The 18,023-nt window shown below is 24.3% G+C and carries 16 protein-coding genes and 4 pseudogenes; 3 read left to right on the top strand and 17 right to left on the bottom strand.

All coding sequences use genetic code 4. The annotated features are described in order from the left end of the window. Positions 1-60: 60 nt before the first annotated feature. From AACL02_RS01530 to AACL02_RS01505, 6 genes are all read right to left on the bottom strand, one after another. Positions 61-888, bottom strand: a complete 828-nt coding sequence (locus tag AACL02_RS01530) for an IS30 family transposase (protein WP_339043481.1) — start codon at positions 886-888, stop codon at positions 61-63. Further along, entirely contained in the window at positions 889-1,011 is a 123-nt protein-coding gene (locus tag AACL02_RS01525; protein ID WP_339042372.1) for a helix-turn-helix domain-containing protein, read from the bottom strand. A gap of 88 nt (positions 1,012-1,099) precedes the next feature. Continuing rightward, positions 1,100-1,267 (bottom strand): hypothetical protein, encoded by a 168-nt coding sequence (locus AACL02_RS01520; RefSeq protein ID WP_339042370.1) that lies wholly within the window; start codon positions 1,265-1,267, stop codon positions 1,100-1,102. A gap of 72 nt (positions 1,268-1,339) precedes the next feature. Further along, positions 1,340-4,297: an AAA family ATPase gene (locus tag AACL02_RS01515; protein ID WP_339042369.1), complete on the bottom strand. Its 2,958-nt coding sequence runs from the start codon at positions 4,295-4,297 to the stop codon at positions 1,340-1,342. Positions 4,298-4,496: 199 nt separating this feature from the next. Continuing rightward, positions 4,497-5,312, bottom strand: coding sequence for an IS1595 family transposase (locus AACL02_RS01510; protein ID WP_339043479.1), 816 nt, complete (start codon positions 5,310-5,312; stop codon positions 4,497-4,499). 65 nt (positions 5,313-5,377) lie between these two features. Then, positions 5,378-5,593, bottom strand: a complete 216-nt coding sequence (locus AACL02_RS01505; protein WP_339042367.1) for a hypothetical protein — start codon at positions 5,591-5,593, stop codon at positions 5,378-5,380. On the opposite strand from AACL02_RS01505, the pseudogene AACL02_RS01500 reads away from it, so the two are divergent. Continuing rightward, positions 5,577-6,005: pseudogene (locus tag AACL02_RS01500) on the top strand (IS256 family transposase); the annotation flags it as partial. The gene AACL02_RS01505 and the pseudogene AACL02_RS01500 overlap by 17 nt on opposite strands. 94 nt (positions 6,006-6,099) lie before the next feature. Next, positions 6,100-6,288, top strand: a pseudogene (locus AACL02_RS01495) (IS256 family transposase); the annotation flags it as partial. 47 nt (positions 6,289-6,335) lie between these two features. Here the strand turns inward: AACL02_RS01495 and AACL02_RS01490 are convergent. The 7 genes and pseudogenes from AACL02_RS01490 to AACL02_RS01465 all read right to left on the bottom strand — a co-directional run. Further along, positions 6,336-6,485, bottom strand: a pseudogene (locus AACL02_RS01490) (IS256 family transposase); the annotation flags it as partial. Positions 6,486-6,568: 83 nt separating this feature from the next. After that, the gene (locus AACL02_RS12420) at positions 6,569-7,081 is read right to left on the bottom strand and encodes an IS1595 family transposase (protein ID WP_422397833.1); all 513 of its coding nucleotides are present in this window, start codon (positions 7,079-7,081) and stop codon (positions 6,569-6,571) included. A gap of 345 nt (positions 7,082-7,426) precedes the next feature. Continuing rightward, positions 7,427-8,521: pseudogene (locus AACL02_RS12415) on the bottom strand (IS256 family transposase); the annotation flags it as partial. Positions 8,522-8,754: 233 nt separating this feature from the next. Next, positions 8,755-8,958: a hypothetical protein gene (locus AACL02_RS01480; protein ID WP_339042357.1), complete on the bottom strand. Its 204-nt coding sequence runs from the start codon at positions 8,956-8,958 to the stop codon at positions 8,755-8,757. Further along, a complete protein-coding gene (locus tag AACL02_RS01475) occupies positions 8,927-9,265 on the bottom strand; it encodes an HU family DNA-binding protein (RefSeq protein WP_339042355.1) in 339 nt (112 codons plus the stop codon). Before AACL02_RS01475 ends, AACL02_RS01480 begins: the two co-directional genes overlap by 32 nt. Before the next feature lie 402 nt (positions 9,266-9,667). Next, complete coding sequence (locus AACL02_RS01470; protein ID WP_339040235.1) at positions 9,668-10,618, bottom strand: IS30 family transposase; 951 nt, start codon at positions 10,616-10,618, stop codon at positions 9,668-9,670. Positions 10,619-10,918: 300 nt separating this feature from the next. After that, positions 10,919-12,039 (bottom strand): IS3 family transposase gene (locus AACL02_RS01465; RefSeq protein ID WP_339042353.1). Its coding sequence is split into 2 segments (ribosomal slippage): positions 10,919-11,769 and positions 11,769-12,039, totalling 1,122 coding nucleotides; the frame shifts between segments, so codons are not numbered across the junction. A 90-nt stretch (positions 12,040-12,129) separates the two neighbouring features. Between AACL02_RS01465 and AACL02_RS01460 the strand changes: the two genes are divergently transcribed. After that, the gene (locus AACL02_RS01460) at positions 12,130-12,735 is read left to right on the top strand and encodes a hypothetical protein (protein WP_339042351.1); all 606 of its coding nucleotides are present in this window, start codon (positions 12,130-12,132) and stop codon (positions 12,733-12,735) included. A 195-nt stretch (positions 12,736-12,930) separates the two neighbouring features. On the opposite strand, the gene AACL02_RS01455 is transcribed toward AACL02_RS01460, so the two are convergent. The 4 genes from AACL02_RS01455 to pheT all read right to left on the bottom strand — a co-directional run bounded on the left by AACL02_RS01455 (position 12,931) and on the right by pheT (position 18,004). Further along, on the bottom strand, positions 12,931-13,116 hold the full coding sequence (locus AACL02_RS01455) for a hypothetical protein (RefSeq protein ID WP_339042349.1): 186 nt from the start codon (positions 13,114-13,116) through the stop codon (positions 12,931-12,933). 144 nt (positions 13,117-13,260) lie between these two features. Then, positions 13,261-13,644 carry a hypothetical protein gene (locus AACL02_RS01450; protein ID WP_339042347.1) on the bottom strand — a complete coding sequence of 128 codons (384 nt, stop codon included), beginning with the start codon at positions 13,642-13,644 and terminating at the stop codon, positions 13,261-13,263. Between the two features lie 457 nt (positions 13,645-14,101). Then, on the bottom strand, positions 14,102-15,517 hold the full coding sequence (locus tag AACL02_RS01445; protein WP_339042345.1) for an MATE family efflux transporter: 1,416 nt from the start codon (positions 15,515-15,517) through the stop codon (positions 14,102-14,104). Between the two features lie 81 nt (positions 15,518-15,598). Continuing rightward, positions 15,599-18,004: a phenylalanine--tRNA ligase subunit beta gene (gene pheT, locus AACL02_RS01440; RefSeq protein ID WP_339042343.1), complete on the bottom strand. Its 2,406-nt coding sequence runs from the start codon at positions 18,002-18,004 to the stop codon at positions 15,599-15,601. Positions 18,005-18,023 lie beyond the last annotated feature (19 nt).

Raw genomic sequence — 18,023 nt, 5'->3', positions numbered from 1 at the left:
TGAAATTCATTCTCTATTTTTTCAATAATAGAAATTGCTAAATTGTAAAGGTAAGTGCAACTAAATTATTTTTCTATCCAAATATTCTATCGGTGAAAGATAATTTAGTATTTTTCTTGGTCTTTGGTTTAAAGACAATATAAATTTATGAACTTCATTTTTACAAGTTTTTGAAAAATTAAATTTTTTAGGAAATTTTTCTCTAATTAAACCATTAGTATTTTCATTAGTACCTCTTTGTCAAGGTGAATATGGATTTGCAAAATAAATTTTCACATCTAAATTTTTTTCAAGTTGTTGTCAATTTGAAAATTCTTTACCACGATCAAAAGTAATGGTTTTAACAATATTTTTAGGAAGAATTGATAAATAATGGCTAATATTTTTGTTAATAACTTTAGTAGTTCTGTTTTTAACTAATATTGCTAAAGTAAATCGTGATACTCTTTCAACTAAAGTTATTAAACATTTTTTACTTTTGCCTCGTGATGATACTATAGTATCTCCTTCTCAATGACCAAGTGTTATACGATCATTAATATTAAGATCTCTTTCTTTAATTGATTTGCTATTGAATTTGCCACGATTTTCTTGAGATTTGCGTTTTTTGCCTTTTCTTCTTAAATTTTTACTAGTAACTTGATCAAGCAATCCAGAATAAATTCAATTGTAAATTGTTTTAAAACTAATAACTCATTGTTTATGAAAATTTTTAATTCTGCCATAAATTTGTTCAGGTGATCAGCCTAATAATAGTTTTTGTTGCACATATTTTACTAAATCTTTATTTTTAAACTTATGAAAAAAAATATGTGATTGTTTTCTATTTTCAGCTTTATTTTGTGCAATCAATGAAAAATAATTACTATTATCTTGATTTCTATTAATTTATCGAATAATAGTACTAATATTTCGATTAAGATTTTTAGCTATTTCACTAATTTTAACTTTAAATTTCAATTGATTCTCAATATAAATTCTTTCATCTACGCCAAGATGTTTATAACTCATATAAAAACTCCTTACTTTTTTTATAAAATAAATTTAGCATTATGAAATTTTTATATGAGAATTTTTTTGCAATTTTATTTACTTGCACTTACAAGTATAATTCAGCAATTAATAATTCTTTTCATAAAGGAAAACCAAAATTTGCAGAAAAACCTGCTCCTAAAAATAATATTGTTTTCTTTTCAATTATTTTTGAACTAATAAACTTAATGTTTTCTTCTACATTTTTGTCTAAACAATCTTTTGAATCTGCCATTTAATTTTGCATCTTTCTATTATAGATTAATTTAAATTTAACATAAAAAAGTAGTTATTACTACCTTTTTAATTAAACAACATAATTAACATTTTTCACTGATTTATCGCTTTCAATAATTTTTTTAGCATATGCTAATTTAATGGCTACCATTTTCGTAATTCCTTGATTTTGCATAGTTGTCCCATATAATACATCACAATTTTCCATTGTGCCTGGACGATGAGTAACAATAATAAATTGCGTATATTGTGAAAAACTACGAACATATCTAGCAAAACGTTCTAAATTAGCTGGATCCAATGGCGCTTCAACCTCATCTAATATTGTCAATGGCAATGGCTTGACTTTTAAAATAGCAAATAATACTGCTAATGCAACTAATGATTTTTCACCACCTGATAATAAGTTTAAATTACTAATTCTTTTACCAGGAGGATTAGCAAGCACTTCCACACCTGTATTTAAAATATCATCAGGTGATGTATATCGTAAACTACAAGTTCCTCCACCAAATAAAGTTTGAAATGTTTCGGGCAATACCATATTAATATCTTTTATTGTTTCATCAAATTGCGTTACCATAACATTATCCATTTCATCAATAGCTGTTAACAACGATTGTGATGCTAATTGCAATTCATCATGTTTAGTTTTTAAACGTAAATAACGTTCATTTTCATTTTCAAATTCTTCAATAGCATTAATATTTACAAATCCTAAATCTTCAATCTCACTACGTAATTGTTGTACCAAATTACGTGCTTGTTGTTCATCTGCTAATGGTTCACTATAATGTTCTCTAGCATATTCATAAGTTAAATTATAAGTTTCAACTAAACGTCTTAAATGTTGTTCTACTTTTGACTCCATTTTTACTTGCTCAAGTTTTTGATTATTTAATTTATCACTAGTCATAAAATGTTCTTGATTTAAACTATATAATTCATTTTCTAAAGTTTGCATTTGTTCTAATAATTGATGTTTCTGTTTACGAATTAATTGTAATTGACTTTTTATTGTCGCTTGATCATATTTAGAATTTTCATATTGAATAAAAATATCATTTAATTGATTTGTAGTATCAATATCTAATTTTTTACCAGTCAATGTTTGATATTGAGTAGTTAATAATTGTGATTGATTAGTGATATCACTAATTTCACTAATCAATTTATTTATTGTTAAAGTAATTGTCAACTTTTGACCTTGATAATTATTTAATTCGCTTTCAATACTTGTTCTTTGGACATTTATATTAACTAATTGTTGTTCTAATGATTTAATTTCTTCTTTTAATTCAGAAACTATTAACTTTTCTTTAAAAACATTAATACTATTTTGATGTTGATAACCTCCAACAATAGCACCTCCAGCTTTAATTAATTGACCATCTAAAGTTACACATTGATATTTAGCAGCAATTAATTGTGAAATAACTCTTGCGCTTTCTAAGTCTTCACAAATAATAGTACGACCTAAAAGAAAATTAATAATCGGCTGAATTCTATTATCAACTGCTATAACTAAATGATGAGCAAAACTTAAATAACCCGATTTGCTATTAACAATAATTTCATCTTCTTTAGTCGCTGTTCGAACTTGAATTGAATTTAAAGGTAAAAAAGTGGCAATTCCCGCTTTATTTTGTTTTAAAAATTCAACAGCCTTGGTTGCATCTTTGTTAGTCGCCGTAACAATGTTTTTTAAAGTATTACCCAATACTTTAACAATCGCTTCACTATAAAGATCGGGCACCGAAATTAAATCACTCACTACTCCAATGATGCCATATAGTTTATCTTTATTATTTAAAATTGTTTGAACACCCAAATATTTTTGATTTTGTCGTTGTTGATAATTAATTACCGATTCTAATTGTGCTTTTTTTTCGCCTAAACCACGATGAATATTATTTTGTCCTAAAATTAAATCTTGATGTTGAACATTTAGTTCTTCAAATAAATTATTAATTTTATCAAAATTTTCTTGTTCTTTTTTTTGTAAAAAAGTTTTTTGTTCAATAATAGTAAGCAAAGTTTCAATTTCATTTTTTAATTTTTCAACTTCTGTTTGATCTTTTATTTCACTTTGTTTTGTTTTCATTAATGATTTTTGTTGTTCTAAAACTTGCAATAAACTATTAACATTAGATAAATTCATTTCTAAACTATTAATGTTTTTATCTAAATCATAACTTTTGTTTTTTAAAAATTTTAATTGTTGTTCATTCTTACTAATATTTAAATTAAGTTGTTGTTGTAAAATTTCATTATCATTTATACTGACTGTTGTAAGTTTTAATTGATTATGATATGTCTCCAAATCTTTAACAATAATAGTAATTTCATATTTTTTTAAATTATCACGTAATTCAACATAAGTTTTAGCTTTCTGTGCTTGTTTTGCTAATGGTTCAATTTTTCTACTTATTTCACTAATAATATCATTAACTCGAACTAAATTTTCATTAGTACGCTCTAATTTACGTAATGACTCTTCTTTCCTCTTTTTGTATTTTGAAACACCCGCAGCCTCTTCAAATAAAGTTCTTCTTTCTTCTGGTTTAGAATCAGCAAATTTTGAAACATTACCTTGACTAATAATTGCAAGTGAACCTTTAGCTAAACCTGTACCCATAATAATTTCTTGTACATCTTTTAAACGAACACGAGCTTTATTAATGTAATATTCATTTTCTGAACTATTACGAAAAGTTTTTCTAGTAATTTGTACTTCATTAAAATCAACTTTAAATATTTTATTAGTATTATCAAAAACTAAAGTAACTTGAGCACTATTTAATGGCTGTTTACCTTTAGCACCATTAAAAATTATATCTTCACTATTTTCACCACGTAATGATTTAACTGATTGTTCACCTAAAACTCAACGAATAGCATCATTAATATTAGACTTTCCAGAACCATTAGGACCAACAATACCTACAATATTAGTATCAAATTCTATTGTTAAAGGCTCTGCAAATGACTTAAAACCATATGCTTCAATTCTTTTTAAGAATGCCATCTTACCTCACCTATTTTAAAATATATATTTATATTTTACCATGAATCAGTTTAATATTTATTGCTAAGATTTAGCAAAAATATTACGGGAGATTGTCAAAAATCCGGAATAAATTATGGCTTTTCTCCCTTTATGTACTACTTTAATTTTATCACATAAATGCTGAGAAAAGCCTATCTACGGACTTCTCCCCACATTTTTAAATCAAACATAGAATTACAGTTTCAAAACTAGGTATCTTGTTGAATTTATATGCAGCTTCTTTAGCATATAAATGAACATGATGTTTTGCAACTTTGATATGTGTTTTAAATGTTCTTCTTATATGTTTTCAAACTGATTCAATTTGGTTGGTATTTACACCAATTTTTGAAACATAGCCATCTTGATGGTTAACTGTTTCATGCTTAGTGAAAACTGATTTAAAATCGCAATATCCTTTTCAAGAATCAGTATATACAAGACATTTTGAAGAAATGTGGTTTTTTGCAAACTGCAAAAGATTTTTACTCTTTGCGTTTTTCAATACTTTCACAATTAAATTATTGGTTGTTTTTTGATAAATGCCAACAATCAAGGTTTTATTCACCAAGGATCTTCCTTGTTTTTTAAAACCCATATGTGAAAGATACATTTCATCAATTTGCACTGTACCTTCAACAATAAATTGAGGTTTTTGTTTTGCAATACTTGTTCTGATTTTATGAGTCATTCTTCAAGCAGTTTTCAAAGTCACTCCCAATTCTTTTGCAATATCTGTTGATGGAATTCCATGTTTGGTGTTTATTCATCTAAAGATAAGATAAAACCAAGATGTTAAAGATGTTTGTGACCTTGAAAATATGGTGCCTGTGAGAATGCTAAATGTTTGATTACATTTTAAACATCTCATTCTTTTTAAATCAGAAGTATTCAAATTAAAACTAAAACACCTAATACATTTGTTTTCTTTCAAATTTGCTATATATGCAAGACATTGCTGTTCAGTTTGAAAAGCATTTTTGAATTCATTCAGTTTCATTATTCCCTCCACAAGTACATGTGGGGAGAAGTCCGTTTTTTATTTTAAAATAAGTAAAATTATGTTTTTAAATTTATTTGATTACATTTAAAAATAACCATTTTTATATAAATAAAAATACTATATGTTCTATTAACAATCATTTCTTTTAAAACATGTCAAATATTTGTTTCAGTAAAACAACCTATATTTCATTTTGCACCTTGATTAACAATACCTTTTTTATTATTTTTAAAATATTGTTTTTTTAACTTTTTATGATTATCTAATTTCACAGAAATGAAAAATCGTGGCTTAAATGATATTCTTATTGCTTGTAGTGATAATTTAACAGGCATGTCAGAAGCAATACAATCAGTTTATCCTAAAACAGAACATCAATTATGCATTGTTCATCAAATTAGAAATAGTTTAAAATATGTTTCATACAAACATCGAAAAGGTCTAGTTGCAGATTTAAAACCAATTTATAGTGCATGTAGTGAAGAACAAGCAATGCAAGCTTTAGAATCGTTTGAAAGTAAATGAAATAAACAATATCCTCAAATTACTAAATCTTGATATAAAAATTGAGATAATTTAATGGTTTTTATTAGTTATCCAGTAGAAATCAAAAGAGTGATTTATACTACAAATGCTATTGAATCTGTTAATAGTAAATTACGAAAAATCATCAGAAATAAAAAAGGAAATGTTTAGTAATCTGTGTAACTTACAAAAATAACTATGTTTAATTAATTCTAGTAAATATAATTAAATGACTAGAAAGAGTGAGTTACAGATGGCTAAAAAAGATAACTTTAATAATAATGATCCAATATCAAAAGCAGTAGATTTATTACTAGAAAATACTGAAGATTTAACAACAGTTTTTAAACCTGGCGGTTTATATAAAGAATTAACAAAAAGATTAGTTGAAAAAATGTTGAATTCTGAAATGCAAAATTATTTAGGATATGAAAAAAATCAACATAGGAGGCTTTTTAATAATCTGTGTATCTTTGTTTTACAAAGTTACTAATTTAGATTAATTCTGTCTTCAAATTTTATCATAAAATGAGCAATTGCTGTATTTCAATTTTGAATAGGCAATGTTCATTTTTTTGTTATATTTTCAATTGTCAAGTAAAATATTTTGAAAACTGCCATATCATTAGGAAAAACTTTTGGCTTTTCTCCCTTTATGTACTATTTTAATTTTATCACATAAATGCTGAGAAAAGCCTATCTACGGACTTCTCCCCACATTTTTAAATCAAACATAGAATTACAGTTTCAAAACTAGGTATCTTGTTGAATTTATATGCAGCTTCTTTAGCATATAAATGAACATGATGTTTTGCAACTTTGATATGTGTTTTAAATGTTCTTCTTATATGTTTTCAAACTGATTCAATTTGGTTGGTATTTACACCAATTTTTGAAACATAGCCATCTTGATGGTTAACTGTTTCATGCTTAGTGAAAACTGATTTAAAATCGCAATATCCTTTTCAAGAATCAGTATATACAAGACATTTTGAAGAAATGTGGTTTTTTGCAAACTGCAAAAGATTTTTACTCTTTGCGTTTTTCAATACTTTCACAATTAAATTATTGGTTGTTTTTTGATAAATGCCAATAATCAAGGTTTTATTCACCAAGGATCTTCCTTGTTTTTTAAAACCCATATGTGAAAGATACATTTCATCAATTTGCACTGTACCTTCAACAATAAATTGAGGTTTTTGTTTTGCAATACGTGTTCTGATTTTATGAGTCATTCTTCAAGCAGTTTTCAAAGTCACTCCCAATTCTTTTGCAATATCTGTTGATGGAATTCCATGTTTGGTGTTTATTCATCTAAAGATAAGATAAAACCAAGATGTTAAAGATGTTTGTGACCTTGAAAATATGGTGCCTGTGAGAATGCTAAATGTTTGATTACATTTTAAACATCTCATTCTTTTTAAATCAGAAGTATTCAAATTAAAATTAAAACACCTAATACATTTGTTTTCTTTCAAATTTGCTATATATGCAAGACATTGCTGTTCAGTTTGAAAAGCATTGTTGAATTCATTCAGTTTCATTATTCCCTCCACAAGTACATGTGGGGAGAAGTCCGAAACTTTTTTATTTCTGATGATTTTTCGTAATTGACTATTAACAGATTCAATAGCATTTGTAGTATAAATCACTCTTTTGATTTCTACTGGATAACTAATAAAAACCATTAAATTATCTCAATTTTTATATCAAGATTTAGTAATTTGAGGATATTGTTTATTTCATTTACTTTCAAACGATTCTAAAGCTTGCATTGCTTGTTCTTCACTACATGCACTATAAATTGGTTTTAAATCTGCAACTAGACCTTTTCGATGTTTGTATGAAACATATTTTAAACTATTTCTAATTTGATGAACAATGCATAATTGATGTTCTGTTTTAGGATAAACTGATTGTATTGCTTCTGACATGCCTGTTAAATTATCACTACAAGCAATAAGAATATCATTTAAGCCACGATTTTTCATTTCTGTGAAATTAGATAATCAAAACTTAGAACCTTCATTTTCACTAATTCATAATCCTAAAACATCTTTTTTGCCTTCTAAATCAACTCCTAATGCTATATAAACTGATTTGTTAATAATCCGTTTATCTTGTCGTACTTTAACTACTATACAATCAAAATAAACAATAGGATAAATACTTTCTAATGGTCGATTTTGTCATGCTTTAACATCATCAATAACATCATCAGTAATTTGACTAATAACACTTTCACTAATATCAGCACCATGATATAACTCTTGCAACTGCATTCTAATGTCAGATAATGTCATTCCTTTTGCATACAAGGAAAGAACTTGTTGATCAAAACCATCAAATCTTCTTTGCCTTTTAGGAACTATTACAGGAGTAAAATTACTATTGCGATCTCTTGGTACATCAATTTCAATTTTACCTTGTTGAGTTATTAATTTTTTTGAACTTGTACCATTACGAGCATTTTCAGTAGTAGTATGTTGATTTTTTTCATATCCTAAATAATTTTGCATTTCAGAATTCAACATTTTTTCAACTAATCTTTTTGTTAATTCTTTATATAAACCGCCAGGTTTAAAAACTGTTGTTAAATCTTCAGTATTTTCTAGTAATAAATCTACTGCTTTTGATATTGGATCATTATTATTAAAGTTATCTTTTTTAGCGATCTGTAACTCACTCTTTCTAGTCATTTAATTATATTTACTAGAATTAATTAAACATAGTTATTTTTGTAAGTTACACAGATTACTAAACATTTCCAAATATTAATTTATTTGATAAATATAATGAAAATATTTCCTATATTAATTTAGAAATTTAATTTGAAAAATAATTTTTAGGATAAATACCATCTCATTTTATATCATTATCTCCTGCTTTTTTAACAGAAAAATATAAATTAATCCCCCCCTTCAAATTCATATTTTCATATAGTTGTATTTCCTCATACTGCTATATGGTCATGATTTAAAAAATAAGTCAGATTATTTGTTTTATTTTGTGCTAGTGAACCAATTATTAAACCAGTTACTCCACTTATTGCACCAGTTAGTGCTAATGCTAATGTTATTTTACTTAAATTTGTTTTTATTCATGTTTTCATATTTTGAGACTTCCATTTCTTTTTCACTTCAATATTTTTTGATTTCTTTTAAATAAGTTTCTGTTGGTTCAAACCTAATAATATTATAAGGTTTTACTTTTATTATTTTATTATTTTTTTTATTTCTTCTATTTTTTGGTTGAACCTTAACGATTTTAAAATTTGCAATTTCTTTTATATTTACTGATTTTTCTTGTTTATTTTGATATTTAATTTCTTCAAAAATAGCATCAAAAACTAATTCTACATGTTCTAAATAAAAATTAGTTTTTTCAGATACTAATTTCATTAACTCTTTTTTCTCCATAAACTCTCCTTTTTTCATTGATTTTACTTATAAATTGTACTATTTTTGATTATTTTTACAAGTATGCTTTTAAATGCAAAATAACGCCTAAATTAAAGGCGTTTATTTTATGAGACCTATACTATTAATGATATTAAACTTGTTTATTATATAGCAAATGTTAAGATACTTTTTGGGCGAATAACAAAAATGCGGAATAAATTATTCAATACTGTCTTTATTATTATTTAGATGAGAATAAATTAAGACTTTTGTTATGTAATTGTAAATTAATAATACTACTTAGTAAAAATAATTACAACTAAAATACAAATTATGAAATTTATAAATATTTAATTAACATCAATATACAACAAAAATTCTTATTAAATTTTAATTGCTAAATTGTAAAGGTAAGTGCAACTAAATTATTTTTCTATCCAAATATTCTATCGGTGAAAGATAATTTAGTATTTTTCTTGGTCTTTGGTTTAAAGACAATATAAATTTATGAACTTCATTTTTACAAGTTTTTGAAAAATTAAATTTTTTAGGAAATTTTTCTCTAATTAAACCATTAGTATTTTCATTAGTACCTCTTTGTCAAGGTGAATATGGATTTGCAAAATAAATTTTCACATCTAAATTTTTTTCAAGTTGTTGTCAATTTGAAAATTCTTTACCACGATCAAAAGTAATGGTTTTAACAATATTTTTAGGAAGAATTGATAAATAATGGCTAATATTTTTGTTAATAACTTTAGTAGTTCTGTTTTTAACTAATATTGCTAAAGTAAATCGTGATACTCTTTCAACTAAAGTTATTAAACATTTTTTACTTTTGCCTCGTGATGATACTATAGTATCTCCTTCTCAATGACCAAGTGTTATACGATCATTAATATTAAGATCTCTTTCTTTAATTGATTTGCTATTGAATTTGCCACGATTTTCTTGAGATTTGCGTTTTTTGCCTTTTCTTCTTAAATTTTTACTAGTAACTTGATCAAGCAATCCAGAATAAATTCAATTGTAAATTGTTTTAAAACTAATAACTCATTGTTTATGAAAATTTTTAATTCTGCCATAAATTTGTTCAGGTGATCAGCCTAATAATAGTTTTTGTTGCACATATTTTACTAAATCTTTATTTTTAAACTTATGAAAAAAAATATGTGATTGTTTTCTATTTTCAGCTTTATTTTGTGCAATCAATGAAAAATAATTACTATTATCTTGATTTCTATTAATTTCTCGAATAATAGTACTAATATTTCGATTAAGATTTTTAGCTATTTCACTAATTTTAACTTTAAATTTCAATTGATTCTCAATATAAATTCTTTCATCTACGCCAAGATGTTTATAACTCATATAAAAACTCCTTACTTTTTTTATAAAATAAATTTAGCATTATGAAATTTTTATATGAGAATTTTTTTGCAATTTTATTTACTTGCACTTACAAGTATAATTCAGCAATTTAATAAGTTTTTATATTCTGTAATTAACATAAAAATATCTAAATTTTATGTTTTTAAATTTATTCTATTACATTTAGAAATAACCATTTTTATATAAATAAAAATAATATATGTTCTATTAGAAATCATTTCTTTTAAAACATGTCAAATATTTGTTTCAGTAAAACTGGAATGGCAACCCTTTTTAGGACTATTTTTTGGTAGACATTTGTTTTTGATAATTAACTGGAGTTAAGTAGTTTAAAGTGCTGTGAATTCTTATGTTGTTATATCAATTGATGTAATCAAATAATTCTAATTTTAATTGGATTAATGATGTAAAATTTTTATCATTAATAAATTCGGTTTTGAAAGTTTTAAAGGTTGCTTCAGCAACAGCGTTATCATAAGGACAACCTTTTTTGCTTAAAGAGCGATTAATATTGAATGCTAGTAAAAGTTTATCAATAATTTTATTATTAAATTCATTACCGCGATCACTATGAAATATTTGAATATCTTTTAAACAGCGATTTGAGTGCATAAATGCTTGATATACTAATGATGCATCTTTTTTAGTACCTACACTATGTCCAATTATTTCGCGGTTAAATAGGTCAATTAATAAACAAATATAGTTTCACTTACCATTTACTTGAACATAAGTTAAATCACTAACAATAACTTCATTTTTAACTCTATTATTAAATTTTCTATTAACAAGATTGGTTATTTGACTATCATTGACTTTATTATGATAATTTTTGAATGATAATTTAGTGTATTTTGATATTAAATTATGTTTATTCATAATTTCTTTAATTTTTCGTCTTGATAAATAAATTTCTTGGTTTTCTAGAATGACTTTTAATCTTCTAGTACCATAAACTTCTTTATTTTCTTTAAAAGCACTAATAACAGCTTCATCATAAATATTATTTTTGATTTTATTTTCTTTTTTCTTTAAATTAAAATAATATGTTGATTTAGAGATTTTTAAAAAATGACACATTGTGCGAATTTTATATTTAACTTTATTTTTGACAATAATCTCTACTTTCTGCCTATTATTAGTGCTGCTTGCTTTAAAATATCATTTTCCATTCTTAATTGTTTTAATTCTTTTCTTAATTTAATTAATTCATTTTCTTCAACAGAACGATTATCTTTAGTTTTAAAACTACCTGAATTAGTAAATTGCTTAATTCAATTGTAAGTAGCTGCTCTTGTAACATTATATTCTTTAGCAAGGCAAGATACTGATTTGCCACTTTGATATAAAGCTACTATTTGTTTTTTAAATTCATCGGTATATGAGTTAATATTGGCCATAATTATAGTTCCTTTCTTTGTTCACTTGTCTACGTAATTAGTGTCCAATAAAGTGTAACCCATCCAACTAAAAATTGTAAAAAATGTTCTATGAGATTATTAATATTTTGTACTGGTAAAAAGAAAAATGGAAAATTAATTAATAAAAGAGCAGTTTGTAAAATAAGAGTATCAAAAACAGAAATTGGCGCAGAAAAAACAGCTAAATTTATTCAAAAATATGGTCATTTATATTTTGAAAACTTTAACCAAGCAAATTTAATATTTTGTGGCGATAGTGCAAAATGAATTAGAAAAACTGCTACAATTTTAAATGCTAAATTTATTTTAGATAAATTCCATGCTTTTCATGTTTTATTTCTTGGTATAATGGCAGGAAGAAGAAAAAATCAAATTGCTAAATTACACTATCAAAATGCAATAAATTTATTTTCCAAAGGTCAATATTATGAATTAATTGATTTTTTGCAATCATTAACCTTACAATATAAAAAATTAAAAGTTGGTTATTTTATTAATGCCAAAGATGGTGTATTAAACCAAGCACTAGTTGAAAATATTGGTTGCTTTACTGAAACTAATATTAAACAAATTTTAAAAAAAATGATTGGTGATAGAACCTATAACATTGATATGTATACAAAAATGGTTAATTTTAAATGCTATCAAATAAATACAGCCATCCAGTTATTATAAATTAAAATTAAAATTTTAAAAAAACCAAAAAATAAAATAAAACTTATTAAAGATGCTTTAATAAGAATTTTTGAGTTATAAAAGTAAGTATTATTATTGACTAATATTTTTCAAGTGTTAAGATTAACATACAATTGCATATTGAAGTCTAAATTATTCTCGTCTAACTTTATAATTTTAAGACAAATTTGAATATTATTGACAACATCGGTACGCTCCCAATAAAGTTAAGGGCTCATTTGTTGATTCTTTTTTTGGTAGTAAGGAATTTTTATTAACAACATTATTATCCGTTTTATTACTATCAATATTAATAATGTTACTTGTGAAAAGTAATGATGCTAAAATACTTATTGTAAATATACTTAATATTTTTTTCATAATTTTGCCCTCCTAAGAAATAGAATGACAAAATGGTTTAATATTTGATTTAACTTCATCATAAATTGAATCGGTATTTATTTTTTCATATATAGGTTGTTCTTCTACTTTTTTTGTAATATTTGATAGTTTAATTTCATTAATTTATTCCGTCGTTACTTTCATATTATTTTCACTTGTTTTATTTCTTGGTGGTAATTGTGGAGGAACATTATTACCAACTGAACTCAATGAAGTTGTTTCATCTTTTACATTTTCATAAATAAATTTTTCAAAAATAGCTTTTTCTTTTATTTCTTCATAAATATGATCATCTTGATTAAAATATAAAGGATTATCAATTGAACTATTTTGATAATTTAATAACATTTTAATAGTATTAAATAAAAAAATATTATCTTCTTTTAGTTTTTTCATCTCTTCTTCTATATGAAGAATTTCTTTTCTTATTTTTTGTAATTCTTTATTTTTCTTTTTAAAGTACTTTTTAAGATACTTATTATAAAATTTTCTTATAAACTTTAACATTTTCTTTCTCCTTCTTATAAAAAAATAAAAAAATTTTAAAACAATCATGCTTTTTTTATTTTTTTATTATTTCTTAATTTCTTTTTTAATTCCAAAATGATTTTATTAGTTCTGGTGTTATTACTATTTTTATATATTTACTTAAACTTATTTTTTAAAATTCTTTCAAAAAATAAAAATTTCTTATAATAAAGGTATGTCAAAATTTTTAATGTCCGTATTTATTTAGTTATTTAAAATTTAATTATTATAAAAGTTTAATTATAACTAAAAATAAAAAAATCATTACTTTTACCATCCTATAAAATCACACCAGTAATTATAATAATTGTATATTAAATACAATAAAAATAAAACTATAAATATGAATTTATTTTCTAAAATATAATAGAATTTTTTTAAAATTTTTTAAACAGAGTTATTAAAATAAATCTATTATTAAAAAGGGATTTTTATATTATCCATGTGGTTCAAATGTCGGATGAGGTACAATTTCTACTTTAGAATTAATAATATTTTTATTTCAAGGAATTATTTTATAAAATACATAAGCACAAATAAAATCAGCTGATTTACTTAAACACGAAATCATAATTACCATTTTAATACTTAAGTCAGTTCACTGCAATAAAGCAAAAGTAATAAAAATATCAATAAATCAAATTAAAAATAGATCAGCAATACTAATAATTAAAGTATAGCCACCAGCATAAAGAAAACTAAATAATGGTTGCATCATATTAATGAAAAAATAAGTTACTGCTGAAAAAGCCATATATCAAACTGCAAGTTTCATAGCATTATTAGATAAATTTGGAAATAATACTTTTGGAACTCAAAAAGCACTACCCAAAATAATTAAAGCAATAACAGTTGAAATAGCAAAACTCAATTTTAATATCTTCTTAGCATTTTCTTTAGCCAGTACTAGTTCTCCTAAACCTAACTTGCTACCAACAGCATAGCCAACTAAAGCATTATATCCCCTAAAAGTAGAATAAAAAATAGCAACAACACTACCAACAATTTGCACAGCGGCAACAACTTCAGTATCACCAAAATGAGAATATAAAGCTGTTAACATTACTACTGAAACACCAAATAATACTTGACTAGCAAATAAAGGAATAAAAGTAATAATATATTTTTTATGTAAATCTTTTGTAAATTTAAAAATATTTCAATTAGGGTCATAAATTGGTTTTTTATAAATTAAATAACCTAACAATATAAAACATTCTACTGCTCTTGAAATAATTAAACTTATTGCTAATCCTTTAATGCCTAATTGTGGTCCCCCACTATATGGTAATGATAAAATACAAACTAAAAATGTATTTAAGAGTAATGAACAAATAGAAGTTATCAATGGTGTTTTAACGTTACCACATGTATTCATAGTAATTGACATAATAAAAGCAAAACCTAATAATGGGTAATTTCAAGCAATTAATTTACTATATTCTTCAGCAATACCAATAGCATTTTGATGAGAATTATCTTCAGCACCAAGAATTATTCCCATAATTTGTTTACTAAATAATTCTAATATTACAACAAAAAATATTGAAAAAATTAAAGTATAAAATAATTTTATATTAGTAGTTTCTTGAATTTTCTTCTTATCTTTAATACCTAAATATTGAGCAGTAAAAATATTACCAGTAGCAACAATAGCAAAAAAGATATATCAAACCATATCATAAATATTACTTGATGATGCAACTCCGGCAATAGCATCATCATTTCCAAATTGACCAACCACAAAATTATTCATTAAGTTTATTAATGTTTCAATTAAAGATTGTGCACAAATTGGAATCATAAATAATAATGCCATTTTATAAAAGCTTAAATTATCTTTGTTTAACATTTTCATATCATCTCACCCAATTTAAAATTTAATATAATAAAAAAATATATTAATGTTATTATTTAATATTTTGTTATATTTTTAACGAATAATTGCTTGAAATTTTTTCTTTAATATTTCTTGAATATTACTTATTTGTCCACTTACTTTTGTTTCATCTAATTGTTCTTCTTGACTATTAAATTTCAAATTAAAAGTTAATGAGTGTTGATGTTGTGATTTTAATTTTTCATCATTATAAAAATCTACCAAAGATATTTGTTCTAAAAAATCAATATTTGCAAACATTATAGCATTTTTTACATCAGAAAATTGAATATCGCTATTAACAATAATTGATATATCACGACTTAAAGTATTAAATTTTGATCAAAGCTTAAATTTAGAAACTACTTTTTGTTGTTCTTCTATGATTTTAACTAACTTACTACAATTAATTTCTGCTAAGAATATTTTTTCAACATTCATTATTTTTTCAGTTTGTGGATGCAGTGCGCCAATAGTAGCAATATGTTCTTGCTCATAAAAAATATCTGCGCTTAAATACGGATGCATTAAAGAATTATTATTATTTTTATAAACAATAGAGTTAAATAAATTTGGCATAACTTTTGCTAAAAAACCATCTAAAAAACCTTTAATAAAATAATAAGTACTATTAGTAATTTTATTAGCATTAATTTTTGGTCAAAAATTATCCATAATCATAAAATCTAAATGATGATTATCATCAGTTTCATCACCTGTATAAACAGTTTCATCAGTAAAAATTTTTAATTGTGTTTCTTTACGTGCATAATTATATTGACAAATTCTTAATAAACTATCTGTCAAACTAAAACGCATAACTTCTCTTGTTAATGTCAACGGTGCTTCTAATTTTACAGGTATTTTATATTTAAAAAAATTAAAATCATTTAATCTCTGCATACTTGTTAAACTATATGTTTTTACTTGATTAAAACCATAACTTGTTAAATGTTGTCTTCATTTCATCATTAAATTTTCCAATGCTGTTGGTGACTTAAATGATACATTAAATTGTGGTTTAATAACTGGTAATTTATCATATCCAAATACTCTGGCAACTTCTTCACTAAAATCATTAGCGTTATTTAAATCACTACGATGATTAGGAACTGTTACTTTTAAAATTTCTTGATTTTTTGCATCAATTTCAATTTGACAACCAATAATAGTCAAATAATTAATTATTTCATTAACCTCAAATTTTGTACCTAAAATTTTATTAATAAAATTAAAATTAAAATTAATCACTTTTGTTTTAACTTGATAAGGAATATCATTACTAAAACCGGTAATTTCATATTTAACTTGCAATTGTCCTAAAATAAACAAATAACGTTGTAAAGCAATTAAATAATAGTCAGGAACAACTGGTCTTGTTAAACGTTCTAATAATGTATTAATAAGAGCACCATGTCGTTTTGCTTGTTTACTCATTAAGGTAACATCAGGATTAATTGAAAATATAAAAACTTCTTTGGAACTTGGTTTAACTTCATATTCAATATTATGACTAACTCCTAAAACACTAAAAGCCAAATATTTATCGTGTAATAAAATATCGCCCTCTTTAATTTGCAAATTACCTTCTGGGTATGATTTAGGCGAAATATTTAAAGATGGTTTTTTTAAAACATCAGCACTAAAAGTAATTAAGGGTTGACCCAATTCTAACATTACTAAATGAATAATATCTTCTGATAAAGTTTTGGGTACAATATTTGCAAGTTGTAGTGTTCTTCTAATTCAAATTGGTGTTATTACAGATTTATCATCAAATTCAATCTTTAATGTTGCTAAAGCTTGAATTTTACCATTAAGAACGCTAACTTGACTTTTATTATCAAATTTTCCTATACTACTAACTTCCATGTTTTTTAAAGGAATTTTAAAATACCCGCTTAATTCTCTAGCAATACTATAAATCCCCAAACAATCACTACGATTTACTGTTAAATCAATAAAAAAAATTGTATCATCTAAATTTAAATATTGTAACGGATTAATATTACCAATCATTGCATCATCTGGTAAATTAATAATACCACTTAATTCTTCTTTATTCTGAACAATACCGCTTAATCCTAATTCTGTTAATGAACAAAGCATTCCTGAAGAAACAACATCTTGAATTGTTCTTTCAACAATAGTAAGACCATTACCTAAAACACTTCCTATCCTTGCTACAACAACTTTAATACCAATAACTACATTTGGTGCACCACAAACTATAGTTAACATTTCAGTACCTACTGTTACTTCACAAATATTTAATTTATTCGATTTAGGATGTTTGGTAATTTTAGTAATTTGACCAACAACTAAGTTTGTATTACTAAACATTAAATTTTTTACTTGATCAACCTCAAAACCTAAACTATTTAAAGCATCAACGATTTCATAATCTTTAATGCTATTAATATTCAATCACTGCGAAATGATTTTACGTGAAACTATCATTTTATTTTATACTCCTTTT

The organism is Spiroplasma endosymbiont of Apeira syringaria, from assembly GCF_964020205.1.
GTDB lineage: Bacteria > Bacillota_I > Bacilli_A > Mycoplasmatales > VBWQ01 > Spiroplasma_E > Spiroplasma_E ixodetis_A.
Note: the sequence above shows the minus strand (reverse complement) of the source record. Positions and strands in the feature narration are given on the sequence as shown.